We start from the raw sequence: 23574 nt of genomic DNA on the forward strand, positions 1-23574 counted from the left end.
ACTAGAGGCCGATCTCCGCCAGGCGCGCCTTGACGCGCGAGGCCTTCACGCCCGTGTTGGCCGTGCCGCGGCCCTGCGAGTTGCCGCCGAGGCCGATGTGGTGCAGGCCGACCACCTGGTGCGTGGAGGACGAGAGCACCGGCGAGCCCGAGGAGCCGCCCAGCGTGTCCGCGTCATAGGACAGGTCCGTGGTGGAGTAGTTCGCGTTCTTCACCACGCCCGGCGAGCCCTTCTTGTTCGGGGTGCAGCCGGACGTCGTGTAGTAGTCGCAGTTCTGGTGCACCACGTAGATGCTGGCGTTGGTGGCCGCGTTCGTGGCGGACACCGTCAGCCAGCCATACACGTTGCCGGGCAACTGCCCGTTCGTCGCCGTGCAGCGCAGCGCCGTCATGTCGTCGCCGGACCACGTCTTGATGAGCGTGGCGCAGGCGTACCAGACGCGGCTGGCGGAGGCGACGCCGTCCTCGTAGTTGAACGAGGCGCGCGCACCCACGGCCTCCGACGCGCTGCCGATGCAGTGGTTGTTGGTGATGATGACGTCGGGGGACACCAGCCACGCGGTGCAGCGCGAGCCCACGGCCGGAATGGACAGATAGCCCACCGCCTTGGAGCGCGTGCGCTGCGTGCCCGTCAACGTGGTGGCGCTGACCCAGTTCACCGAGCCGACGATGACGGTGGACTCCTGCGACTGGAGCGGCTCGGTGCCATCCGCGTTCGGCACGTCGGGGGCCTGCTCCGTACCGCACGCCGACAGCGCACCCACCAGGAACAACGCACGCATGCTCTTCGCGATCATCGGGGGACTCCTCCACCACGCGCGGGATTGCGCGCGGCGTGGCCGTGGCACACCCCGTGCCAGTGTCTCGCGCCGGACGGTTTCACTCGGGAGGCCCGCACCCGCGCCCTTCGCGGTGGTGCACCCGTGCTCCTGTCCCTCGGCCCCGGTGTGTAAAGCCCCTTCGCGCACCCCGCGGCAAATACTCGTGACTTTCAGTGTTTGCTTGTTTTCCTGGGAGCTGTCTCTTTCGCGGTCAGTCGAGGCACCGGGTGTCCGGGGGCAGGACAGGGCGGTAACGCACACGGGCCGCGTCCGGCTCCCGGAGGAGGGACGCGGCCCGTCGAGGTGCCGTGGCTCCCGCGTGGGGGCGAGCGGCCTCAGCCGATGATCATGTCCTCGCGCTCCAGGGCGCCCTCGGCGAAGCGGCGCAGGTTGAAGCGGGTGAAGAGCTCATCGGACTCGCCGGTGATCATCCACGCCGCCATGCGCTCGGCGACGGCGGGGGCCATCATGAAGCCGTGGCCGACGAAGCCGGACATCTGCAGCAGGTTGTCCAGCCCCGGGGTGCGGCCGAGGATGGGGTTGTTGTCCGGCGTCACGTCGTAGCAGCCGGCCCACTGGCGGAGGACCTTCACGTGGCCCACCTGGGGGAGCTGCTCCATGAGGGCGTGGGCGAAGCGGGACACGAAGCGCAGCGTGCTGCCCATGTTGAGCCCGGGCGGCTCCTTCGGGTCGCCCATGCCGCCGACGATTTCACCGCGCATGGACTGGCTGAAGTACAGGCCCGAGTCGAGCACGGACACCAGCGGCCCCAGGAACGGCTTGAGGGGCTCGGTGCTGAGGATTTCGTGGCGGTGCGGCTCGTTGGGCAAGTCCACGCCCACGAGCTTCGCCACCTGCGGACTCCACGCGCCGGACGCGAGCACCACGGTGTCACAGGCGATGTCGCCGCGGTCCGTCTTCACCTTGCGCACCTGGCCGCCGCTGACCTCGAAGCCGGTGACCTCCGTGTACGTCTCCACGCGGACGCCCTTCTTGCGGCAACCCTGCGCGTAGCCCCACAGGAAGGGCCAGGGGAAGATGACGCCGTCCTCGGGGTTGAAGGAGGCCGCCACGCAGCCCTTCATCGTCAGGCCGGGGACGATGTCGCGCGCCGCGTCCGGGGTGACGAGCCGGGTGGGCACGCCATAGCGGTTGTGCAGCGCGACGTTGCGCTCCAGCCGCTTGGCGACCTCGGGCTTGCGCGCGAGGAAGAGGTAGCCGCCCTGGCGCAGCCAGACGTTGATGCCCATCTCCCGGGCGAAGCCCTTCATCACGTCGATGGAGCGCTTGGCCAGCTCCACCAGCGCGGGAGTGCCCCACTGCATGCGCACGCCGCCGCCGTTGCGGCCGGACGCGCCCGCGCACAGGTAGCCGCGCTCCAGCACCACCACGTCCGTCTCACCCGAGCGCGCCAGGTTGTACGCGAGCGCCAGTCCCATGACGCCGCCACCGATGATGACCACCTTGGCCTTGGCGGGGACGGGGCCCTCGGGCCGCAGCGCCTGGGGGAAGGCGTCCACTTCCTGGGGCACGCCGCCGATGGGCGGCAGCGACTCGTCCACGGGGGCGCTGGCCAGCAGGCTCAGCTCCGTGGGGAACAGGGGCGGGCGGGGCGTGAAGGGCACCACCGCGTCGGCCTTGAGCGCCTTCTCCTTCTCCAGCAGCGAGGCCACCGCCGACAGGCAGCTCTTGCCCTGGCAGATGCCGGTGCCGAAACCGGTGTACCGCTTCACCGACTCCACGTCGCAATACCCGCGCGAGACGGCGTGCCGCACATCGTCCGCGGTGACGTCCTCGCACGAGCAGATCATCGACTTGCTCATGACAGTCCTCCCACCAGCGCCCGCGCCGCGCGCTGTCCCGCCTCGGCGGCCTGCCGGGCGTTGCCTCCACCCGTGACATCTCCCGCGACGTACACGTCCTGGGCCTCGGTGCGGCCCTGGCCGTCCGCCTCTACCCGGAACAACCCGCGTCCCGCGTCGAACGACACCTTCGCGCCGCCCTGACGCGCCAGCTCGAAGCTGGGGCTCACCGGCACGGACACCAGCACCGCGTCGCAGTCCAGCTTGCGCCGGCTCCCGTCGGAGGTGGTGAAGCTGAAGGCGCTCACGTGCCGCAGGCCATGGGCCTTGGGCTCGGAGCCCCGCGTCGCCAGCGCATGTCCACCCGAAGGGGGTGAACCCTGGAGGTCCACCACCGCGGCGACCTCGACGCCGTGCTCTTCCAGCAGCCGGGCCAGCGCGTACAGCTCATCGCCCCAGCCCACCAGCGCGGCGACCTCCGGGGCCACGGCGTACTGGCGCAGCAGCAGGCTGGCCGCGCGGCCCGCGTAGACGCCGGGCAGGTCGTTGTTCTCGAACGGGATGGTGGGCGGGTGGCCGCCCGGGGTCAGCAGGAAGCGCTCCGCGTAGACCTTCAAGAGGCGCACGCCGCCGGGCTCCCAGGCGCCCACCGCGAGGTAGCGACCGTCCTCGTCGTCGTACAGGCCCAGCGCCGTGGCGCGGGTGAAGACGCTGTCCTTCGCCAGCGAGCCCGCGTCCGTGATGGCCGGGGCATCCTTCTCCGGAGCGCCATGGGCCAGCCGGCCGCCCAGATGCTCCTCGCGCTCGAACAGGAGGAAGGGGATGCCTTGCTCGGTCAACTCCCGCGCGGCGGCGAGCCCCGCGGCGCCACCGCCCACCATCGCCACGCGGGTGCGCAGCGTGCGGGCACGGGGCGGAACAGGGGCCTCTTCCTTGGGCAGGAGGCCCAGGCCGGCGAGCTGCCGGGCGACCTTGGCCATCACCGTCTCCGCGACGGGGACTCCCGCGAACATCTCGTGGTGGTCCAGCCCCTTGGGGAAGAACCAGTCGATGGTCTCGAACACGTCCACCTTCGCGGAGGGGAAGGCGTTCTGTCGCTCCAGCTTCATGCCTTCGCGAGCGGGCGTGCGGCAGGTGTAGACGTTGGGCAGGCCGTCCACCCGCATCAGACACTGCGAGCACGCGGCGGCGAAACAGAAGGGCCCGCGAGGGCGGTGGTACTTCACGGAACGGGCAAGCGTGGGCTCGCCCGCGGCGACGAGAGAGCACGCCACCGGCTCGCCTTCGATGGCGGGGATGCTCTCGCCCTCGAGGTCCACGGTGATGGCCTTGCCGCGCAACGAGGCATCTGGGAGGCGTCGCATGGGTGCCGCGCAAAATGGCGTACCCGGACCGAGTGGTCAAAGCCTGTCGGCGCATGACGCACCCCGGTCATGCGTCCCATCCGACAGTGCCAGTGATGGCGCACTGGAACTTCTCTAAGAGCGCCGCTCAACGTCATCGGGGACCGCCACGCGCCGTAAGGGCTTCGTGACAGTCCCCGATGTGTCTGCTTCTCGCTGGAGAGGGCGGACCCTCGGACTACCTTGATGCGCCAGTCAATCCCGCGAATCCGGTGCGGCTCGCGTCAGATGGGCTGCTCGGTGCGCGGGTGGATGGGCTCCGGGATGCCCGTGCCGCGCGGCCGGTAGCCGAAGCGGGTGCGGATGACAGCGCCCAGTCCGACCAGGGCCACGAGCGAGGAGATGATGACACCCAGCACCGGCACGGAGCCCACCACCAGCGTGACCAGCAGACCGAGCGCCAGCACGATGGCCTGCGTCTTCCGTCCGCGCATCACCGGGATGCGGGCACCCACCTCGCTCGCCACCGCCGCGAAGCCCAGGGCCACGGCCAGGGGGGCCGCCATCCACAGCAGGACGGCCGCGGGGATGCCGATGATGGTGACGCACAGCACCACCGTCAGGGGAATCATCGCCAGCATGCCGAACAGGCCGGTGAGCCCGCTCTGCAGGGGCCGGGCGCGAATCTCGTCGCCCAGGAGCTTCATCCGGTTGGGGACGAACATCTGCCCCAGGAAGCCCAGACCGAAGAGCACCGCGAAGGTGAGGATGAGCGACGCCAGGCCCCCGCCGTTGTCGTCGTCCTCGTCGTCCGAGGCGTGGTTCTGCTCGGAGCCGGGGTTCCGGGACTCCTTCCAGCTCTTCTTGAGCTCCCCCTCGACGATGTTGGCGATGTTGGCGCCGCCGAAGGTGTTGATGCTGCCCTCCACGTGGGACTCGTCCTCGCGCTCCACGTTGCCGCCGAAGGACGACACGTCGCCTTCCACGCTGGCGCCCTGCTTGAGGATGACGTTGCCACCGAAGGCGTGGGCATCACCGGACACGTGGCCGTGGATGATGAGGTTGCCTCCGAAGGCCACCGCGTCGTTCTCCACGCTGCCCTTCACCACCAGGTTGCCGCCGTACACCACGGCGCTCTGGACGAACTGGTCCTCCTTCACCTCGAGCGACTGTCCGCGCGCCACCACGTTGCGTCCACCCGAGCGGCGCGAGCGCTTGATCTCATCCCGCGTCTGCTTGAGCTTCTCGCGGATCTGCTCGCGCACCTCGTGCATCGACTCCAGGTCCACGCCGCTGAGCGCCTCGTTGACCACGGCGTCCACGTCGTCACCCACGTCGCCGGTGGACTTGGGCGGCTCGGGAGGAACCGGCGGGGCCGGCGCGGCGGGAGCCTGCGGCGCCGCGGCGGGGCTCGTCGGAGCGGGAGTGCCCTGCGCCAGGGCGTCCTTCTCCTGGGCCGTCATCGGCCGGAGGGTGGTGATGGCGCCGTCATCCTCCAGGCGCAGCGAGTAGGCGCGGGCCACGGTGCGCAGGGCCTGCTCGGCGGTGATGCCACGCAGGTGCACCTCCGCGGGGACATCCAGGTCGCCGGTGACGACGAGGTTCAGCCCGCCCTTGTTGGCGATGGTCTTGAGCGCGTCGCGAAGGCTGCCGCGGAAGCTGACGTCGATGGTCTTCGCGGCGGGGGCCGTCTGGGATTGAGGAGCCTGGGCGGTCTCGGCGAGCGAGAGGGGGGCGCCCATGAGCAACGCGGGGATGAGGAAGCGAGGGGAGATCTTCATGGGTTGCTCAGGCTTCGGAGGGGGTGGGGGCGCTGCCTGCGAGACGCTTGAGACCTGCCAGGGACGTCAGGAGGAGGAATGCGAGGACGGCCGCCACGGCCAATCCCTCGGTGGACCACAGCGCGCGGGCACCACTCAGCAGGCCCTCGACGAACAACCGCCCCTCCACCAGGAGGCTTGCGACACTCGTTCCCAACCGACCGAGGGCCTGGTCGCTCATCACCAGGATTCCCAGACCCCCAATCAGCGAGGACATCAGGATGGTGAGCCCGGACCAGACCTCGCGACGTTGAGGTACGGGCTCCGTGGCGACGCGTGCCATGACGCTCGCCACCAGGGTGGGCGGAGGGAGCGGGTCCGCCAACCGGTACAGGTCCTGCTCCATCAGCCGGTGCTCTTCGAGGACGGCGGAGCAGGCGGAGCAGTCAGCGGCGTGGTCCAGGGCGGAGCCTTCGCCTTCTTCCAGCTCGGCGAAGAGGACCTCGAGGTCGGGGCAAGGTTGCGCGCTCATCGGGGGGCCTCCTCCGTGGTCATCTTCTTTCGCAGCTTCTCCCGGGCCCTGAAGAGCCGGGCCATGATGGTGCCAGGAGCACACCCGAGGATCTGCGCGATCTCCTTCGTCGTGCGCTTCTGGACGTAGTAGAGCGCGAGGACTTCACGGTCGTCGACGGAGAGCGTGGCCATCGCGTCCTCGAGCGACTGGCGCTCCTCGCGGGCGATGGCGCCTTCCTCCTGCGACGCCTCGCCGCTGGGGAGGACCTCCTTCATGGGCTCCAGCTCCTCGGTGCGCACCTTGGTGCGGCGCCGGAGCAGGTCCAGGCAGAGGTTGCGAGTGATGGCCAGCACCCACAAGTCGAAGGGGCGCGAGTCGTCGTACCGGTGGAGATTCTGGTACGCGCGAAGCAAGGCTTCCTGCGAGACCTCGGCGGCCTCGGCCTCGCTCTGGAGCAGGCGAAGCGCGAGACCGTAGACCTGGCGCTGGACGCTGCGCACCAGGGTCTCGAAGGCTGAGGGGTCACCCCGGCGGGCCGCCTGGACGTCGGCCTTCCAGGGGAGCTGGACGGCGTCATCTGCCATCAGCATCCCGATGGCATGGGCGAGCTTCCCGGGCACGTCGTCGAGGGCGAGAGCGTTCACGTCCTCGTCTACGGCGCCGTGTCCCCTCCATTGCGTCCAAAGGATTTTCGCTCACCGCGAAATTATTTCTTCCGTGATTTCGGGCGCTTGGCGGCCGTCTCGGCCCGGGCCACCTCGCGGGCGGCCTTGCGCTGACGCTGTTTTTCACGGAATCCCAGCGGGACGGAGGGGGCCTGCTCCTCCACCGGGGGAGCGGCCTTGGCGGGGGCCTTGGGCGCGGCGGACCGGGTGGAGGTCCTGCCGGAGCCCTTGGCGGTCGAAGCCCGCTCCGTGGCGTCGCGGGCGCCGGCACGGGCTTCGCGCCGGGGAGCGCGGGTGTCGTCGTCTCGGCTCTCACGCCGGGGCGAGCGGGTGTCGTCCCGGCTCTCACGCCGGGGAGCGCGGGTGTCGCGGGTGCCTCCGCGGCTCTCGCGGACCGGGGGACCGCGGCGGCTGGAGGGGGCCGCCTCGGCCTGCTCCAACTCCACGAGCTTGGGCCGCTGGGACGCGCGAATCTCCTCGGGCGTGTCCTCGGTGTACTCGAAGTGGAACAGGCGCTTGACGACCAGGGTGGCGTACGCACCGGGCGGCAGGGTGAAGGCGACGTTGGACTTCACGTGGCCCCGGTTGAGCTCGTCGGCCTGCGCGCGGCCGATGACCAGCTTGTGCGGGAAGGAGAGGACCGGCCGCTCCTCGTGCTTGAAGAAGAGCATGCGCTCCGCTCCGGGGATGGTCAGGTCGGAGAGCTGGAGCTTCTCGCGGCCCAGCACCCAGCGCACGGCCTCCTCCACCTTCGGGTCGGTGAACCGGGTGTCCGGCGCGAGCAGGGGGAAGGTGGCGTCGCGCAGCACGCGCAGCGTCTCCGGGTCCGCGTCGCGGTGGAACAGCAGCGTGCCCGCCTGGTAGCGCATGGGGAACAGCGACTCGCGCGGCAGGAGGATCTGGAGGTAGCGCCGCACGCCCTCGTTCCAGAGGTAGCTCTGGTACGTGAACAACTGCATGGCGCGGTAGTCCGAGTCGATCTGCAGGAAGGCGCGGGCGAAGTCCTTGGGCTCCTCGCGCAGCGAGCGCAGGACGCGGTGGTACTTCTTGGTGCCCTCGAAGGGGACGCGCGAGTCCCACTTGCCCCAGTTGTCGCGCCAGAAGGCCTTCACCTTGGCGTCCTCGGAGCGGTCCAGGTCCGACGGCTTGGCCAGGTAGTTGTGCAGCGCGGCCTCGAAGTCGCCCCGGATCAGGTCCTTGGCGATGAAGCCCTGGCCGTGCTTCAGCGAGCCGAAGCGCTGGCTGTCGAAGTAGTTGACCACGCCCAGGCGGTTGACCTCGGCGGCGGCCACGTTCAGGGGCCCCAGCGACTCCGGGCCCAGGGAGCGGACCGTCACGGAGAAGCGGTTGGACGTGATGTTGGCGGAGGACAGGGCCTTGTTCGTCCGGCCCAGGTACTTCAGGCGCAGGTCGGGCTCCTGCATGTCCACGTCCGCGCCGTCCACGGCGATGAGCTGCTCGGTGCGGCCCTGCTTGTCCTTCAGGCCGCAGTAGCTGATGGCGCCCGGCCGCAGGCCGAATGCGTCGCGCAGGCGGGTCACCGCGTCGAACGTGGACAGCTTCTGCTTGTCCATCAGGTAGACGCGGAAGCGCCCCCCGGAGACTTCATCGAACCGGTAGGATTCCTTGACGCTGAAGTCTTCGGGCTTCTGTTTGATTCGCACGGGCCCCCCTTACCAGTGTGGGCCTCTAGAGAGAAGCGGGGCGGTAGGGCTTGGGTGACGCGCCGTCCCAGGTCCGGGACCCTGACCAGCCGTGCAGCCCTCCGGGGGGCAGCAGGCCTGGGGGGTGTGCCAGACGTTCCCCGCGCGCGAAAGGCTCTGGTAGTGTCCGGGCCGGTGAGGATTCGCGCGTGAGCCAGGTTCCCGCCCCATTCGCCCCGAAATCCGGGCAGCTTCGAGGCCCCCGACTGACCGGGCGCTTCGCGGACGGCACTCTGGGGGAGTTCCCCCTGGGGCCGCTGACGTCGCTCGGCCGGCATCCGTCCAACACGCTGCGCCTGGTCGACCGGGAGGTCTCCAAGGAGCACGCGACCATCGAGCGGGTCGGCAAGGAGTTCGTCCTCAAGGACCTGGGGTCCTCCAACGGGACGTTCGTCAACGGCAAGCGGGTGAAGGAGCTGCGGCTGCGGGACGGGGACGAGATTGCCCTGGGAGGCTCGCGGCTCATCTTCCACAGCGGCGACCCCGCGGTGAACCCCAACGCGCCCACCGCGCCGGGGGTGACGGTGGTGGCTCAGTCGGTGTCCATGCCCGCCTTCCTGGCGCAGATGGACCAGGTGCCGCAAAACTTCCGCCCCGTCGAGCAGATGACGGACGGGGAGGCGCTGCGCCGCGACTACGAGAAGCTGCGCATCGCGCACGAGTTCCACCGGCAGGTGGGCTTGCAGGGCACCCAGACGGGCCTGTTCGAGCAGATCCTCAAGGTCGCCTTCCAGCTCCTGGCCGCGGACCACGGCGTCATCCTGAAGGTCGCCGGGGATGGGGAGTTCATCCCGGCGGCGGTGCACCACCGCACGGGCAAGCCGGTCAACGTGATGCTCTCCGACACCGTGCTCAAGCGCGTGGTGGAGACGGGCAAGGCGGTGCTGACTGCGGACGCCATCATCGACGAGCGCTTCTCCGCGGCGGAGAGCATCGTCGCGCAGGGCATCCGCTCCGCCATGGCCGTGCCGCTGATGGTGAACTCGAAGATCCAGGCGGTGCTGTTCCTGGACAGCCGCCAGCAGATCAACGCGTTCTCGGAGAAGGACCTGAACATCCTCTCCGGCATCGCCTCGCAGGCGAGCATCGCGCTGGAGAACGCCGCGCTGGGTGAGCAGATCCGCGCGGAGGCCGTCACGCGCGCGGAGCTGAGCCGCTTCCTGTCCAAGGCGGTGGCGGACGCGGTGATCTCCGGCGAGACGGAGGACCTGCGACAGAGCCGGTTGGCGGAGGTGAGCTGCCTGTTCGCGGACATCCGAGGCTTCACCACCATCTCCGAGAACGAGTCGCCGCAGGAAGTCGTCTCCATGCTGAACATGTTCTTCTCGTCGATGGCGGACGTGGTGTTCCGCTACGAGGGGAACCTGGACAAGTTCATCGGCGACTGCGTGATGGCGGTATGGGGCCCGCCGCTCTCGCACCCGGACGACGCGGCGCGGGCGCTGCGCGCGGCGCTGGAGATGCAGGACGCGGTGGAGGGCATCAACCGCCAGCGCGTGGAGGCGGGCAAGGCGCCCATCGAGGTGGGCATCGGCATCAACACGGGTCAGGCGGTTGTCGGCTACATGGGCAGCGCGGAGCGGCACGAGTTCACGGCCATTGGCGACACGGTGAACACGGCCTCGCGGCTGTGCGGCATGGCCAAGAGCGGTGAGGTGCTCGCGTCCGAGACGACGGTGCGCAAGGCCGGTGCGGGCTTCGACGTGGAGGAGCTGCCGGCGCTCACCGTCAAGGGCAAGGAGAAGGCGGTTCCGACCTACCGAGTCCATGGCGTGGAATACACGACCGCCGCTTCCCCGCGCCGCGCATGACGACGACCCAGGAGTGTCCCAACTGCGGGACCCAGCACGACACCCGGGTCTACGTCAGCGGCCAGAAGTTGACGTGCCGCTGCGGCATCCGGTTCGAGGTGCGCCGCCAGGACGGGGGCAGCGCGCGGCCGGGGACGCAGAACGCCTCGTCGATTTCGAGGGACATCGGGTCGAACACGACGTTCGCGCCGCATCGCACGCGAGACGAGCACACGCGAGACACCGTGGTGCCGGGGCTGCGCGAGGATGAGCACATCTCGAGTGCGCCCTACGCCAATGGCGGGGCGCTCCGGGATGCCACCCAGCCGCCGCCGTCGCGGGACTCGCGTGAGGCCGTGCAGGACTCAGGGCCGGGCAATTCGAAGGTGGGGCAGGGGAGTGGCATGCGGTCGAGTGGTGTGTCGCGCTCGGGAGTGGTGCCGGGCAACCCGTCGACGGGAGTCCCGGGCGACGAGGGTGGCGCGGTGAGCGAGGCTTCGCCGGAGCGGTCGTCCGACAACACCGCCGCCGGACCTTCGGCGGCCGAAGCGGGCGTCAGCGTCGCCGGGCACACGGAGCTGGCGGGTGGAAGCTCGCCGACGTTCGTCTCGGGGGGCATTGCCTCTCCGAGCGGCGTCCAGCTCCCGGGGGTCGCGGTGGGCGGCGAGTCGTCGAGTCATGGCGGGAGCGCGGGCTCGGCGTCGGGGCGGGAGGACGCGTCCGCGCGCGCGGACGCGCTGCCAGGAGTTCCCATGCCGGAAGGCGATTCGAGGGAGGTCCCCGGTGGCGGGGAGGGGCCGAGTGGCGTGGCCCTGCCCTCGTCGGCCTCGCGCATGGACGAGCCCGTGGGGGCGACGCTGGTGCGCTCCGCGGTGCCCACGGGGCGCGGCCAGGCGGACTCGGACATGGACGTGCACGCCGTGGAGACCTTCGTGGCGGCGGCCCGGGTGTCGCTGCCCGGGTTCGAGCTCCAGGAGATGCTGGGGCGCGGTGGCATGGGCGAGGTGTGGCTCGCGCGCCAGACGTCGCTCGGGCGCACGGTGGCGGTGAAGCTCCTGCCGCCGAAGCTGGCGAAGGACCCGGAGTTCGTCGCGCGGTTCGAGAAGGAGGCCACGGCGCTCGCCGCCCTCAATCACCCGAACATCGTGCAGATCATCGACCGCGGCGTCGCGGGCGAGCACTACTACTTCGTGATGGAGTTCGTGGAGGGGCGCTCGCTGCGCGAGGCCATCTCCGCGAGCGCGCTCACGCCGCAGCAGGGCCTGAAGCTGCTGCTCCAGGCCGCGCGCGCCATCGAGTGCGCGCACGACAAGGACATCATCCACCGCGACCTCAAGCCGGAGAACATCCTCCTGGACGGGCGCGGCAACGTGAAGGTGGCGGACTTCGGACTTGCGGGCATTCGCCAGTCGGAGTCCCGGCTGCAGCTCACCGCGACGGCGGTGGCCATGGGCACGCTGAACTACATGGCCCCGGAGCAGCGGCGCGACGCGAAGAACGTCGACGGCCGCGCGGACCTGTTCTCGCTGGGCGTGGTGCTCTACGAGGTGCTCACCGGAGAGCTGCCGTTGGGGCGCTTCAAGCTGCCCTCGCAGCGCGTTCCGGGGCTGGACCCTCGTGTGGACCTGGTGGTGGAGCGTCTCCTGGAGACAGACCCCGAGGCCCGCTACGCGAAGGCGGGGGACCTCTGCGCGGCCCTGGAGGTGATGATCTCCACGTCGTCCGTGCCCGGGGGCTTGGCGGCGGGGCTCATCACGGATCGCCAGCCTCGGACGAGGCGCAGGTCCGCGAGCCAGCTGGCGCGCCGCTTCCGCACGGGCTGGCGCGGCATGCGCGCGGGCTTGACGGTCGTCGGCGCGGCGGCGCTGATTGGCATCGTGGCCAAGCTGGTGCCGGTGAGTGTGCACGTCGGCAAGGACGACAACGTCGTCATCGGCACCCAGGGCGTGAAGGTCCGCACGGGCACGAAGGCGTGGCCGCCGAACACGTACCGTGAGGCCTTCGCCACGGCGAACCTGGTGGAGTCGAAGACGCCGGAGGGCGAGTCCCGCTTCGAGGTCTCCTTCGACGACAAGGGCACCGAGGAACTCAACCTCCACAGCGGTGACTGGAAGCTCCAGGACGGCCAACTGCGCGCGTGGCAGGGCGGACAGGACGCGGGGGGACGGCGGCTGGTGCCTCGCGCCTATGTGGCGCACCGCTACTTCGCGGCCGACAACTTCGACGCGCAGGTGGTGATGGACGTCAAGCCGCTCGGGAAGGAGTACCCCGAGGAGCCAGACGCGCAGCACTACGGCGAGCTGTCCTTCCGCATCAAGGACCTCCAGGTGTCGGCCTTCGCCATCCCCGAGGTGGGCATGCGCCTGGCGTGGCGCTACTTCACGGAGGATGGGCAGGAGGTCGTCGGCAACAGCGCCCAGGACACCGACGGGCTCGTCGAGGACGAGATGCCGTTGCCCACGACGGGGCCGTATGTGGTGCGTCTGAAGCTGAGTCCGATGAAGGGCGGCGTCGTGCTGGCGGAAGGCTTCCTGGGCCGGCAGCGCTTCGCTCGGAAGCTGTTGCCGGGCCTGGCCCACCGCGTGGGCAAGGTGGCGGTGGGCTGCCGCAACCTCGCCTGCACCTTCGATGACTTGAAGGTGCGGGGCCAACTGGAAGCCCGTCCCCCGCGCAAGGTGGCCTCCGGCCAGGAGCAGTAGCGCCCTCGTCGAAAGACGGGCGGACCCACTGTGTCGCGGCGAACAGGAGCGGCGGGGGCACGGACCTGGCCTCGGGCGTTCCGCACACAAGCCTCATGTTTCGGACACCCCGGGCGTCGCTCCGGGTGACCCGCCCCGCGTGGCCTTGCGCGCCCTGTCCTCGCGCCCCACCTTTCCTCGCTGTCCATGGCCGGTGCAACGGGCTCGGGCCCGGCTGCCGGAGGGAAGGAATGAGCTTCTGGCGCGTCCTCGTTGCGCCCCTCTACGCCGCGTTCCTCGCGGCGCTCGTGTCGGCTGCGTTCAGTCAGGGACGACGATGCGTGGCGTCGCGGCCCCCTCGAGGACTGGCCCTCTGGTTCGGCCTCCTGGCGCTGGGGGCGCTCTGGACGCAGGACGTCCTGTCGTCCGAGGCCGTCGACAGGTCCGTGGCGCTCGCGCTGGTGATGCTCTCCGCCTTGCTGGCGGTGCGGGGCTCTCGCGTGCGGTTGAGCGCGGATGGGCTGGGAGGCACGGCGCCGAAGTCCTTGGATGACGCGGTGGCGGCGCTGCGCTCCGGAGAGGCGCGAGGGTGGGGTGTCTTCCAGGGGACGCTCGACGCGGACGAGGTCCTCTCCTCTCCGGGAGGTGTCGCCTGTGCGTTCTTCGAGTCCGAGGTCCGCAGCGTGGCCGAGCACGGAAGGAAGGGCGCGCTCCTGTCCCACGAGCGGGGCTACTCCCCCACGCTGATGCTCCGGGGTTCACATTCACGGGCGCACGTGTGTTTCTCCCCGGCCTCCGTGATGGCGCCCGTGTGTCCGCGCCAGTGCACCAGCCCTCCCTGGACGCCGCTCGAGGAGCCCTCCGCGTTGTCGTGGGAGCGCGTGGGGATGCCGGGCGAGGTCTGCTTCGTGGTGGGGGAGCTGAGCCGCGGTCCCCGCGAGGGGACGTACATCCTGCGCGGTCAGAAGCGCCGAGCGGCGCTGCTGGTGATGGGCTCCGAGCTCGAGTCCCTCCGCACCCGACTGTCCCGCAGGGCCTGGCTGCACTTCGCGGCGGCCGGAGCGATGTCCATGGCCGCCGCGGTGGTGCTCTCGCGCTCGATGTGAGCCCGAGCGCACCCGAGGCTCACGGCACCGTGGGGCCAAGCGCCGTGGAGAACACGAGCTGCTCCTGGCTGTCCGCCAGCCGCACCGTGAAGGTGCGCTCGATGCCACCCAGGCCGCGCGGCGTGCTCTTGGCGATCTCGGCCAGCACGGCGCCCGCGGTGCGCAGGTGGAAGCCCGTGTTCCAAAGGCTCTCCAGGTCGCTGTGCACGGTGCGCAGCTCCTCGCCGCTGCGGCGCTCCTCGATGGACTTGCGCAGTCGCACGAGGCCATCGGCGAAGCGGCGGCACTTGGCCAGTGTGTTGCGGTTCTTGTCGGTGATCTCCGCGAAGCTGAAGTTCCCACCGGGCGGCTGCCACGTCATCTCGCGCAGCAGCAGGCCGGAGGCGAGCTGCTTCACCGTGGAGTCCCGCTGGATGAACCACGCGGCGATCTGCGCGGCGCGCGTGGGCGAGAGGTCTCCGGACAGGAAGCTGCCCTTGTTCATCACCTCGGTGAGGTACGACTCCCAGATGGGCGCGTAGACGAGCTTGCGGAACTCGGCGGAGACACGGGCCGTCTGCTCGCTCCACGGCATGGCGCGCGCGAGCGCCCGGGCGAAGAGCTTGACGTCGAAGCCCTGGATCAAGGGCACGAGCTCCCGCAGCATCGCATCGGACACCTTGAGCTCGACCTGGGTCTGCACGTCCGTCTTGCCCAGGTGTGCCTCCAGCGTGGACGTCACCTTGGAGGCATCGTTGGCATCCAGCACGCCCCACACGACGGCGTCATCCACCGCCTGCTGGAGCTCCTGCTTCGTGAGCTTCTTCTTCTGGCCCCACAGCAGCATGTGCAGGCCGTAGCGGAAGTCGGACGCGGCGGGGGCGGGAGAGAACGACTCCATGTCCGCCTGGAAGTCCACCATCCAGCGATTGCGGTGGCCCAACAGCGCGTCTTCGTACGCACGACGCCCCAGGAACGCCTGCCGCCGCGCGCCCTGCGTGTTCTCCTGGGAGACCCATGTCTGCTTGAGCGTGTTGCGCGACTTGAGCACCTCGAAGGTGCCCACGGTGAGCGAGAAGCCCACGGTCTGCTGGAGCGTGAAGGACGCGGAGTTGAGGTAGTTCTTCAGCGTGAAGGTGCCGGCGTTGGCGGGCTCTCGCAGCCACGCCATCAGGTCCACCAGGTTGCCGCGCAGGAGCGAGCCGTGGAAGCGCAGCGCGATGGCCTCGTCCAGGTCGACTTCCAGCAGCGTCGCGGACTCGGAGATGCGCAGGTACTCGTACTGGAACGCGCTGGCGACGCGCGCCTTCACCACCTTCTCCAGCGCGGACTCGACCTTCTGCTTGAACTCGTCCCACTCCTGCTTCAGGTGGTCCAGGTTGATGATCTGCGGGTCCAACCCCAGCCGCTCCAGCACCGCGCGCAGCACCGCCTCCTCCTCGGGCGAGAGCACCTTGCGGAGCGCCTTCTCGATGAACTCCTCCACCTTCGACTCGGCCTGGCCCGCGAGCGCGCTCAGCACCTCCTTGAGTCGCGCCTGCACGGCCTCGGGGTCGGAGAACGCCACGGTGATGCCCAGCCCCGCACCGCTCGAGGCTTCATGGGACTTCGCCTTGCGCACCGCCAGTTGGATGCGGCCCGGGCTGGGGCGCGAGAAGCTGAGCTGGTAGTCGTCGACCAGCGACACCCGGGCCCGCACCAGGGCCACGATGGAGCTCTTGAGCTCGATGAGCTCGCTGTTCCGGACGAACGCCAGGTCCGACAGGTTGGACGTGAAGAGGTCCGCCCAGCCCAGGTCCAGCCCGGTCTCGAGCATGCCGCGCACGCGCCATGCGACCGCGTCCCCCGTCGCCATCTTCGTCAGGTCGGTGGACAGCACCAGCAGGCGCGGCTGCGCCAGGTCCTCCTTCGCGGCCTCGCGCATGTTTCGCGTCAGGGGATGCGCGCGATAGTCGCTGAGCGTGGCGGACAGCTCCGTCTGCCCGTTGACGGTGACCATGGACCAGCCACCCGACGCCGCGGCCTTGATGCGCGCGGTGGCCTGGTAGCGCATCCACCCCGTGTTCCCACCCAGGATGAGCTGCGGACGAGGCATGTCCGAGGGAGGCGCGTTCGCGGGCGGGGCCTCTCCCACCACGCCGTTCTCGTCCACGTCGCCCACCGAGTTGAAGTTGCGCACGGTGGCCTCCGCGCTGGCCTCGAAGGAGAGCGCGAAGTCCGCCAGGCTCAGCTTGGGCGGCAGGATTCCTCCGCGCGTCAGGCCCTCCTGGGCCAGCGTCACCCGGATGTCCTGCTCCTGCAGCTTCACATCGGGAATCTTCTCCGCCAGCTCCGCGGGCAGGTTGGCCAGCGACTCAATCACTCTCATCGGACTCCCCCTCGAACCGAATGGTGTGCGGCCCCAGCATGCTCCAGGTTGTCCCAGGAGGCACGCCTTGTCGGCTTCGAGGAGGAATTCCAGGCTGGCCCGGCTGTCAGCGAGGAGGGCTGCCGACGGAGCGCGTCACGCCTCGTCGCCCAGGCCGTACTCCTTGAGCTTCCGGGCCAGGGTGTTGCGGCCAATCTCCAGCACCTTCGCGGCGGCGGTGCGGTTGCCCTTCACGGCGTCCAGGACGCGCAGGATGTGCAGGCGCTCCACCTCCGCCAGGGGTTGCAGCAGTGCCTCCGGGACGGCCGGCATGCGAGGCGGCTCCGGAGAGGCCGTGGGGGCCAGGCGGTCCATGTCGGGGAGGGGCAGGTGCTCCTCGAGAATCTCCCCCTCGCACAGCACCACCGCGCTCTCGATGCAGTTCTCCAATTCCCGGACGTTGCCCGGCCACCGGTAGCGCTTGAGCCGCTCCAGGGCGGGAGCGCTGAGTCGGGGCGTCGGGAGCCGATGCCTGCGAGCCGCCGTGGCGACGAAGTGCCGGGCCAGCCGCTCGATGTCCTCCGCGCCGCGCTCCCGCAGCGGGGGGAGCACCACCTCGACGACCTTGATGCGGTAGTAGAGGTCCTCGCGGAAGCGTCCCTCCGCCACCATGCGGGCCAGGTCCCGGTGCGTGGCCGCGACGATGCGCACGTCCACCTTGATGGCCTGTGTGCCACCCACGCGCTCGAACTCGCGGTCCTGGAGCACGCGCAGGAGCTTGCCCTGCACCGGCAGCGGCAGCTCACCAATCTCGTCGATGAACACGGTGCCGTTGTCGGCCGCCTCGAACTTGCCGGGCATCCGATGGTCCGCGCCGGTGAAGGCGCCCTTCTCGTGGCCGAACAGCTCGTTCTCGATGAGCGTCGCGGGCAGCGCGGCGCAGTCGACCTTGATGAAGGGCTTGTCGCGCCGGGGGCCGTTGACGTGGACCGCGCGCGCGAACAGCTCCTTGCCGCTGCCGCTCTCGCCGCGCAGCAGCACCGTGGCATCCGTCGGCGCCGCCTTTCGCACCAGCCGGTAGATGGCCTGGAGCTGAGGGGACTCGCCGATGATGCGGTTGAAGAAGTAGCCCACGGGGGCTTGCGGCTGGTCCTTCGCGCGCTGGAGCTCCTGATAGAGGCTGGTGCTCTGGAGCGCGGTGCTCACCTGCGCGGCGATCGCATCGAGCCGCTGCGTGTCCTCGGACGTGAAGCGCTCGCCGCCTCGGCGGTTGAGCACCTGGAGCACGCCGTACAGGGCGCCGTCCACGTCGCGCAGCGGCACCGCGAGCAGGCTGTTGGTGCGGTAGCCCGTCATGCGGTCGATGTCCGCGAAGAAGCGATGCTCGCCCCGCGGGTCCGGCACGTTGATGGGCTGGCCCAGCTGGGCCACGGTGCCCGCGACGCCCTGGCCCAGCTTGACGCGAATCTGAGACACCTCCGGCAGGTGGGCCGCGCGGCTGAACAGCTCGCGGCGCGCCGGGTCCAACAGCCACAACGTTCCACGGTCCGCCTGCATGGTGGCCGCGATGCGGTCCATCAAGCTCTGGAGGAAGGCGTCGAGGTCCACCTCCCGCCCGACGAGCCCTCCGAGCGGGAGCAGGACCTGGGGAACATCCGGAGCTGAGGACATGGTGGGCAGGGGCGGGAGGATGAAGGCCGAAGCGTCACCATAGCATTCACCTGGCATCGTTCGGCCCACCTCTCAGGCCGCGCGGCCCAGCAGCAGGCGCTGGCCTTCGCGCGCCGGCTCGCACACGGGGAAGATGGAGCGGGCCTGCTCGGCCATGTCCTCCAGCACCTCGTCCGAGTGCGCCGGGTCATGGTGGAACAGGCACAGTCGGCGCGCACCCACCGCCTTCGCCACGCCCGCCGCGTCCATCATCGTCGAGTGACCCCAGCCCTTCTTCGGGATGCCCCGGCGGCCGTCGTACTCCTCCGGCGTGTACTGCGCATCCAGGCACAGCACGTCCGCACCCTCGAGCATCCGCGCGACGTCCGGCGCGATGTCCTCCATCCGCAGCTCCACGTCGGTGGCGTAGACGAACGAGTGACCATCCGCCTCCACGCGATACGCCAGACACCCCTGCGGGTGGGGCACGTCGATGGGCGTCACCTTGAACGGGCCCACCTCCACCGTCTTGCCGTGCAGCGCCGACAGGAAGTCCATGCGCGAGCGCATGATGCTCAGCGGCACCGGGAAGTGCGGAGGCTGCATCTGCGCCGCCAGCTCCGACTGGAGTCCCTGCGCGCCGTTGGCCCCCGGGCCGTACAGCGTCAGCTCGGAGGTGGGCAGGTACGCGGGCGTGAAGAAGGGGAAGCCCTGCACGTGGTCCCAGTGCAGGTGCGAGAAGAACATCGCGACCTTGTGCGGCGTGGCCTCGCGCATCATCGACTCGCCCAGCGCGCGGATGCCCGTGCCCGCGTCGAAGATGAGCCGGTGGCCCTGGCTCGTCACCTCCACGCACGCCGTGTTCCCACCGATGCGCGAGCCCGAGACCGCGATGCTTCCCCGAACGCCGTAGTACCGGACTTCCATGACGAGCCTCCTCGAAAGGTGGAGGGCATCCCCGGGACGCCCTGATGCCCTGTGCTTGAGCACGCGTGATGCCATGTTCAAGTGCCTGGAATTATTGACGAGAGGTCTGACTCTGTGAGCCAGTGCACCAATCTGGATCGCCCCCGGATGGTGCGGCCGTACCATTCCGGCGCGTCGAGGCTGGGAGGCTTTTCCGGGCTCTTTCGAGGGCCCTGGGCGTGGTCGCCGGCGTGGGCAATCCGGTGTAGGAGAGGCCCATGGCGTTGATTGCGTTCTGCACCATCAAGGGAGGCGTGGGGAAGACCACGCTGTGCGCGCACGTGGCGTCGGCGTTGGCGGACGCCGGGAAGCGGGTGCTGCTCCTGGACCTGGACCCGCAGGCGCACGCGTCGCTCGTGCTGGGGCTGGAGAGCCGTGAGGGCCCGTGTGTCGCGGAAGCGCTGGGGCCTCGGCCGAAGTACCGGATGGATGAGGTGGTGGTGGCGTCGCCCAAGCGGCCCACGCTGTTCATCGCCCCGGCGGCGCCGCGCATGGCGGCGTTGGAGCGAGAGCTCTTCCAGTGGGGCCACCGGCTCCAGGCCCTCCCTCGGGCGTTGAAGACCTTGAGCTGGACCCCGGACGTCATCCTCGTGGACACGCCGCCGAGCATCGGCGCGTACACGGAGGCGGTGCTGGCGCACTCGGACCTGGTCGTCGCGCCCGTTCCCACGGGGGCCTTCGCGCTCCAGGGGCTGGGAGAAATCGAGACGGCCTGGCGCGACGTGCGCGAGCAGCAGGGCGGCGCGCTGGTGGCGGTGGTGAACCTGTGGGACCGGCGCACCACGGCGACGAACGAGGCGATGGAGGAGGCGCTGAAGGACTCCACCGTGCCGGTGCTGCGCGCGAGGATCCCGCGCTCGGAGTCCATCAACCAGGCGGGGCTGGGCTACGAGGTCGTCTTCGACACGAGCCCCGCGGCGCCCGGCGTGGAGGAGCTGCGGGCGCTGGCGCAGGAGTTGGCGAAGCGCGTGGGCCTGCGCTGACGCGGACGTGAAAAGGCGCCCGCCCCTGGGATACGGGGACGAGCGCCGCTTCGACGTCGAGCGTGCTTCAGATGTGGAACTGGCCCGCGGCCTCGGGCTGGTAGGGCACCGCGACGATGCGCAGCCGCTTGGTGCGGCCACCCGGCAGCGGCCAGGCGATGGACTGACCGACGGACAGGCCAATCAAGGCGCTGCCGATGGGGGCCAGCACGGAGATGCGGCCATCGTCGGTGTTCGCGTCGCGCGGGTAGACGAGCGTCACCTGCCGCTGCTCACCCGTCTGCTCGTCCTCGAAGAGGACGGTGCTGTTCATCGTCACCACGCTGGGGGGGACTGTCTCCGAGCGAACGACCTTGGCCCGGGACAGTTCCGCGTCAAGCATGTCCGCGAGCTCGGCCAATCGGCCCCCTCCATGGTGGTCGATGACCTGGCGCAGACGCTCCAAGTCGGTCTCAGTCACGATGAGGGACTGCTCGCTGGTCATGTCAGACGTCTCCGGGCAAAAAGAATGAGAATAAGGCCAATCTCTGTCTAACGGTTGGAAGAAAGCATTATTCCCGAGCCGTCTGCGCGGGGCGGGTCAGGACCCACCACTCGATGCCCTGGGCGCCGTCATCCGCGAGGAAGAACACCTGGGTGTCGGCGGCGGTGAAGAAGTAGGGCGCCGCGCCTTGTCCACCGGGGGCCAGCTCCTGTCGCAGCCGCGTTCCCTCCTCGGTCCCCGAGGTCTCCCACAGCTCGGAGCCCAGCGTGCCGTTGTCCGCGTGGAGGAGCGCGCGTGAGCCCACGGAGGTCATCCACCGGGGCTCGGAGCTCCCGGGGCCCGGCCAGACGTCCTTGAGGAGGCGGGCCTGGGTCGGGTGGGTGCTGGCCTTCCACAGCTCGACGCCGTGGGTGCCGTCCTCGGCGCTGAAGAGGACGCTGGAGCCCAGGGCGCTGAACCACAACGGATAGGAACCCTCGGGGCCTGGATTCACATCCCGCACACGGGAGGTCCCGGCGGAGGTGCCATCGCTGAGCCACGGCTCACGGCCCGCCGTCGGGTCGGTGGCCGCGAAGAAGAGGACTCCGCCCGCGACGGTGAAGAGGCTCGCGTAGGAGCCCACCTCTCCGGGCCAGATGTCGAGGAGGAGCTGCGTGCCGGACTCGCTCCCGTCGCTCACCCAGGGCTCCTCGCCGTGGGCGCCGTCGTTGGCGGTGAAGAAGAGGCGCGAGCCCAGCGCGGTGAGGGAGGTCGGGAACGAGCCCGCGGGACCGGGGAGGATGTCCTTGATGCAGCGGGTGCCGGTGACGGTGCCGTCGCTGACGCCGAGCTCCCAGCCTTGCTCCGGAAGGTTCGCGATGAAGTAGACGCGCGAGTCCATGGCGGTGAGGTAGCGAGGTGAGCTGTCGTCGATTCCAGGCGCGAGGTCCCTGACGAGCCAGGTCCCCTCCAGGGTGCCGTCGGTGCGCCAGAGCTCCTCGCCGTGCCGGGCATCGCGTGCGTTGAAGTACGCGACACCGTCCACCACGACGGGGCTTCCTTCTCCCTGGCTGCTCGCGAGGCCGGGGGCGATGTCCTTCACGAGGACGGTGCCTTCACGCGTGCCATCCGTTCGCCAGAGCTCGCGGCCATGGGTGCCGTCATCGGCGAAGAAGAGGACCCATGAATCCAGGACGAAGAAGTCGGAGGGCTCCGAGGACTGGGGGCCTGGGCGCACGTCCTTGAGGAGCGACGTGCTCTCGGGCGTGCCTCGAGTCCGCCAGAGCTCCAGTCCGACGCTGCCGTCGTTCGCATCGAAGTAGAGCGTGTCGCCGCGCGCGGTCCACGCGTGAGGGGGCTCTCCGCCGGGACCGGGGAAGATGTCCTGCACGAGTCGCGCGAGCGGGGAGCTGGCCTCGTGTTCCTCCTCGGCCCACCGCAGGCGCTTCGAGGCCACGCGGAACGTGTAGCCCACGTCGCGGGCCCACAGCTCCGCGCCGGTGGCGCGCACGTTCGCGGTGAAGAAGACCCTCCGGCCGCTGACGGTGAAGTCGCGAGCGCTGGAGGAGAAGGCCCCGGGCGCGAGGTCCTCGATGCGCGAGGTGCCCCGCGCGGCGCCATTGCTGCGCCACGGCTCATGGCCCGTGCCGGGCTCGCGGGCGGAGAAGTAGAGGCGGCCGTGAGTCTCTCGAAGGAACGCGATGGCGGAGCCCTCCGGGCCTGGGACGATGTCCTTCACGAGCACCGTGCCCTCGGGTGTTCCATCGCTGCGCCACAGCTCGTCCCCGTGTTCGGCCGTCCAGGCGGAGAAGTAGAGGCGTCCGTCCATCGCGGTGAGCTCTCGAGGATGGGAGCCCAGGGGCCCTGGGGCGATGTCGCGCACCAGGAAGGTGCCCTCCGGGGTGCCATCGCTGCGCCACAGCTCGTCGCCAAGTCCGGGGACCTGGGTGACGAAGAAGAGAAGCGGGCCCGCCACGAGGGTGCGAAGTGGCTCGCTGAACTCCGGCAGCGGGACCTCGATTCGCTTCGTCGTGCCCTGCGTGCTCCCGTCACTGGTCCACAGCGCGAGCGAGCGGAGGGTCTTGTCGGAAGCGTCCATGGGCTCCTGGCCCATGAAGAAGAAGAGGTGGGAGCCCGCGACGGCGAGCGCGCGGGGCCGGACGCCGAGGCCGGGTGGGGCGTGGATCTCCTGGACGGCGGTGGTTCCCTCGGGTGTGCCGTCGCTGCGCCACAAGGTCCGGTCCACGAAGAAGTACAGCAGTCCGTTCGCGGGGGTGAGGAAGGAAGGGGTTGCCCCGGGGGGGCCCGGGTCGATGTCCTTGACCCGCGTGGTTCCCTCGGGAGTGCCATCCGTTCGCCACAGCTCGGTGCCGGAGTGGCCGTCGTTCGCGAGGAAGAAGAGCTGTTGCCCGAGCACGGTGAGGCTCTCGGGAGAAGAGCCCTTGCGGCCGGGACGCAGGTCCATGACGAGCCGTGTGTTGGAGGGCTTGCCCTCGCTTCGCCACAGCTCTTCGCCGTGGACTCCGTCATTCGCGACGAAGAAGAGGGTGTTGCCCAGGGCCGTGAGCTCGCGAGGCTCCGAGCCCAGGGGCCCCGGTCGCACGTCCTGGACGAGGCGTGTTCCCTCGTCCGAGCCATCGCTCTTGAAGAGCTCGGTGCCGCGAGTCCGGTCCGAGGCCGCGAAGAAGAGCACACCGCCCACATCGGTCAGTGAATGGGGCCCCGCGCTCAGTCGACCGCCGGCGATGTCGTCGATGGGGTAGGGCGCCGACATCGTGTCCTCGCTCCCGCCGAGCTTCGCGCCCGAGGCCTCGGGGCTTCCTTCGCTGCCGCAGCAGAGCGAGGAGACCAGGAGGGTCATGCACAGCGAGCAGGGCACGAGGGGCAGGTTCATGCGTGGCACCGTTCCTCGCGCGACACCGCGCGCGTTGGGGCGCCAAAAGTGGCCTTGTTGTCACCGTTGGGAATCCTCCTGAGAGGGTGACGGGGTGATGAGAAGGCAACGG

The 23574-nt window shown here is 69.9% G+C and carries 16 protein-coding genes; 4 read left to right on the forward strand and 12 right to left on the reverse strand.

What is annotated here, in order from left to right; translation table 11 throughout:
• Position 1: 1 nt before the first annotated feature.
• The 7 genes from MYSTI_RS19560 to truD all read right to left on the reverse strand — a co-directional run bounded on the left by MYSTI_RS19560 (position 2) and on the right by truD (position 8568).
• Entirely contained in the window at positions 2 to 796 is a 795-nt protein-coding gene (locus tag MYSTI_RS19560; protein ID WP_015349518.1) for a trypsin-like serine peptidase, read from the reverse strand.
• 359 nt (positions 797 to 1155) lie between these two features.
• Positions 1156 to 2643 (reverse strand): FAD-dependent oxidoreductase, encoded by a 1488-nt coding sequence (locus MYSTI_RS19565; RefSeq protein ID WP_015349519.1) that lies wholly within the window; start codon positions 2641 to 2643, stop codon positions 1156 to 1158.
• Entirely contained in the window at positions 2640 to 3986 is a 1347-nt protein-coding gene (locus tag MYSTI_RS19570; protein ID WP_015349520.1) for a 2Fe-2S iron-sulfur cluster-binding protein, read from the reverse strand. The genes MYSTI_RS19565 and MYSTI_RS19570 overlap by 4 nt, the downstream gene beginning before the upstream one ends.
• Positions 3987 to 4249: 263 nt before the next feature.
• Complete coding sequence (locus MYSTI_RS19575) at positions 4250 to 5746, reverse strand: polymer-forming cytoskeletal protein (RefSeq protein WP_015349521.1); 1497 nt, start codon at positions 5744 to 5746, stop codon at positions 4250 to 4252.
• Between the two features lie 7 nt (positions 5747 to 5753).
• On the reverse strand, positions 5754 to 6257 hold the full coding sequence (locus MYSTI_RS19580; RefSeq protein ID WP_015349522.1) for a hypothetical protein: 504 nt from the start codon (positions 6255 to 6257) through the stop codon (positions 5754 to 5756).
• Complete coding sequence (locus tag MYSTI_RS19585; RefSeq protein WP_201769000.1) at positions 6254 to 6823, reverse strand: RNA polymerase sigma factor; 570 nt, start codon at positions 6821 to 6823, stop codon at positions 6254 to 6256. The genes MYSTI_RS19580 and MYSTI_RS19585 overlap by 4 nt, the downstream gene beginning before the upstream one ends.
• Before the next feature lie 122 nt (positions 6824 to 6945).
• On the reverse strand, positions 6946 to 8568 hold the full coding sequence (truD, locus tag MYSTI_RS19590) for a tRNA pseudouridine(13) synthase TruD (protein WP_015349524.1): 1623 nt from the start codon (positions 8566 to 8568) through the stop codon (positions 6946 to 6948).
• A 188-nt stretch (positions 8569 to 8756) separates the two neighbouring features.
• Here truD and MYSTI_RS19595 point away from each other — a divergent pair, with 188 nt between their 5' ends.
• The 3 genes from MYSTI_RS19595 to MYSTI_RS19605 all read left to right on the forward strand — a co-directional run bounded on the left by MYSTI_RS19595 (position 8757) and on the right by MYSTI_RS19605 (position 14181).
• On the forward strand, positions 8757 to 10418 hold the full coding sequence (locus tag MYSTI_RS19595; protein WP_015349525.1) for an adenylate/guanylate cyclase domain-containing protein: 1662 nt from the start codon (positions 8757 to 8759) through the stop codon (positions 10416 to 10418).
• Positions 10415 to 13096: a serine/threonine-protein kinase gene (locus MYSTI_RS19600; protein WP_015349526.1), complete on the forward strand. Its 2682-nt coding sequence runs from the start codon at positions 10415 to 10417 to the stop codon at positions 13094 to 13096. The genes MYSTI_RS19595 and MYSTI_RS19600 overlap by 4 nt, the downstream gene beginning before the upstream one ends.
• A 230-nt stretch (positions 13097 to 13326) precedes the next feature.
• On the forward strand, positions 13327 to 14181 hold the full coding sequence (locus MYSTI_RS19605; RefSeq protein ID WP_015349527.1) for a hypothetical protein: 855 nt from the start codon (positions 13327 to 13329) through the stop codon (positions 14179 to 14181).
• A 19-nt stretch (positions 14182 to 14200) separates the two neighbouring features.
• On the opposite strand, the gene MYSTI_RS19610 is transcribed toward MYSTI_RS19605, so the two are convergent.
• The 3 genes from MYSTI_RS19610 to MYSTI_RS19620 all read right to left on the reverse strand — a co-directional run bounded on the left by MYSTI_RS19610 (position 14201) and on the right by MYSTI_RS19620 (position 19084).
• On the reverse strand, positions 14201 to 16528 hold the full coding sequence (locus tag MYSTI_RS19610) for a hypothetical protein (RefSeq protein ID WP_015349528.1): 2328 nt from the start codon (positions 16526 to 16528) through the stop codon (positions 14201 to 14203).
• A gap of 135 nt (positions 16529 to 16663) precedes the next feature.
• Entirely contained in the window at positions 16664 to 18235 is a 1572-nt protein-coding gene (locus MYSTI_RS19615) for a sigma-54-dependent Fis family transcriptional regulator (RefSeq protein WP_015349529.1), read from the reverse strand.
• A 15-nt stretch (positions 18236 to 18250) separates the two neighbouring features.
• The gene (locus tag MYSTI_RS19620) at positions 18251 to 19084 is read right to left on the reverse strand and encodes an MBL fold metallo-hydrolase (protein ID WP_015349530.1); all 834 of its coding nucleotides are present in this window, start codon (positions 19082 to 19084) and stop codon (positions 18251 to 18253) included.
• 257 nt (positions 19085 to 19341) lie between these two features.
• Here MYSTI_RS19620 and MYSTI_RS19625 point away from each other — a divergent pair, with 257 nt between their 5' ends.
• Complete coding sequence (locus MYSTI_RS19625; RefSeq protein WP_015349531.1) at positions 19342 to 20106, forward strand: ParA family protein; 765 nt, start codon at positions 19342 to 19344, stop codon at positions 20104 to 20106.
• Positions 20107 to 20173: 67 nt separating this feature from the next.
• Here MYSTI_RS19625 and rnk read toward each other — a convergent pair whose 3' ends face one another.
• Positions 20174 to 20590, reverse strand: a complete 417-nt coding sequence (gene rnk, locus MYSTI_RS19630) for a nucleoside diphosphate kinase regulator (RefSeq protein ID WP_015349532.1) — start codon at positions 20588 to 20590, stop codon at positions 20174 to 20176.
• Positions 20591 to 20657: 67 nt separating this feature from the next.
• A complete protein-coding gene (locus MYSTI_RS40860) occupies positions 20658 to 23462 on the reverse strand; it encodes an ELWxxDGT repeat protein (RefSeq protein ID WP_052351031.1) in 2805 nt (934 codons plus the stop codon).
• Positions 23463 to 23574 lie beyond the last annotated feature (112 nt).

The organism is Myxococcus stipitatus DSM 14675 (assembly GCF_000331735.1).
GTDB lineage: Bacteria > Myxococcota > Myxococcia > Myxococcales > Myxococcaceae > Myxococcus > Myxococcus stipitatus.

Bases quoted from the DNA above. Each gene is read 5' to 3' on its own strand.
- MYSTI_RS19605 (WP_015349527.1), top strand. From the start codon at position 13,327: ATGAGCTTCTGGCGCGTCCTCGTTGCGCCCCTCTACGCCGCGTTCCTC.
- MYSTI_RS19580 (WP_015349522.1), bottom strand. From the start codon at position 6,257: ATGAGCGCGCAACCTTGCCCCGACCTCGAGGTCCTCTTCGCCGAGCTG.
- MYSTI_RS19560 (WP_015349518.1), bottom strand. From the start codon at position 796: ATGATCGCGAAGAGCATGCGTGCGTTGTTCCTGGTGGGTGCGCTGTCG.
- MYSTI_RS19585 (WP_201769000.1), bottom strand. From the start codon at position 6,823: ATGGCAGATGACGCCGTCCAGCTCCCCTGGAAGGCCGACGTCCAGGCG.
- MYSTI_RS19625 (WP_015349531.1), top strand. From the start codon at position 19,342: ATGGCGTTGATTGCGTTCTGCACCATCAAGGGAGGCGTGGGGAAGACC.
- MYSTI_RS19615 (WP_015349529.1), bottom strand. From the start codon at position 18,235: ATGCCAGGTGAATGCTATGGTGACGCTTCGGCCTTCATCCTCCCGCCC.
- MYSTI_RS19620 (WP_015349530.1), bottom strand. From the start codon at position 19,084: ATGGAAGTCCGGTACTACGGCGTTCGGGGAAGCATCGCGGTCTCGGGC.
- MYSTI_RS19610 (WP_015349528.1), bottom strand. From the start codon at position 16,528: ATGAGAGTGATTGAGTCGCTGGCCAACCTGCCCGCGGAGCTGGCGGAG.
- MYSTI_RS19600 (WP_015349526.1), top strand. From the start codon at position 10,415: ATGACGACGACCCAGGAGTGTCCCAACTGCGGGACCCAGCACGACACC.
- MYSTI_RS40860 (WP_052351031.1), bottom strand. From the start codon at position 23,462: ATGAACCTGCCCCTCGTGCCCTGCTCGCTGTGCATGACCCTCCTGGTC.
- MYSTI_RS19570 (WP_015349520.1), bottom strand. From the start codon at position 3,986: ATGCGACGCCTCCCAGATGCCTCGTTGCGCGGCAAGGCCATCACCGTG.
- MYSTI_RS19565 (WP_015349519.1), bottom strand. From the start codon at position 2,643: ATGAGCAAGTCGATGATCTGCTCGTGCGAGGACGTCACCGCGGACGAT.
- MYSTI_RS19575 (WP_015349521.1), bottom strand. From the start codon at position 5,746: ATGAAGATCTCCCCTCGCTTCCTCATCCCCGCGTTGCTCATGGGCGCC.
- rnk (WP_015349532.1), bottom strand. From the start codon at position 20,590: ATGACCAGCGAGCAGTCCCTCATCGTGACTGAGACCGACTTGGAGCGT.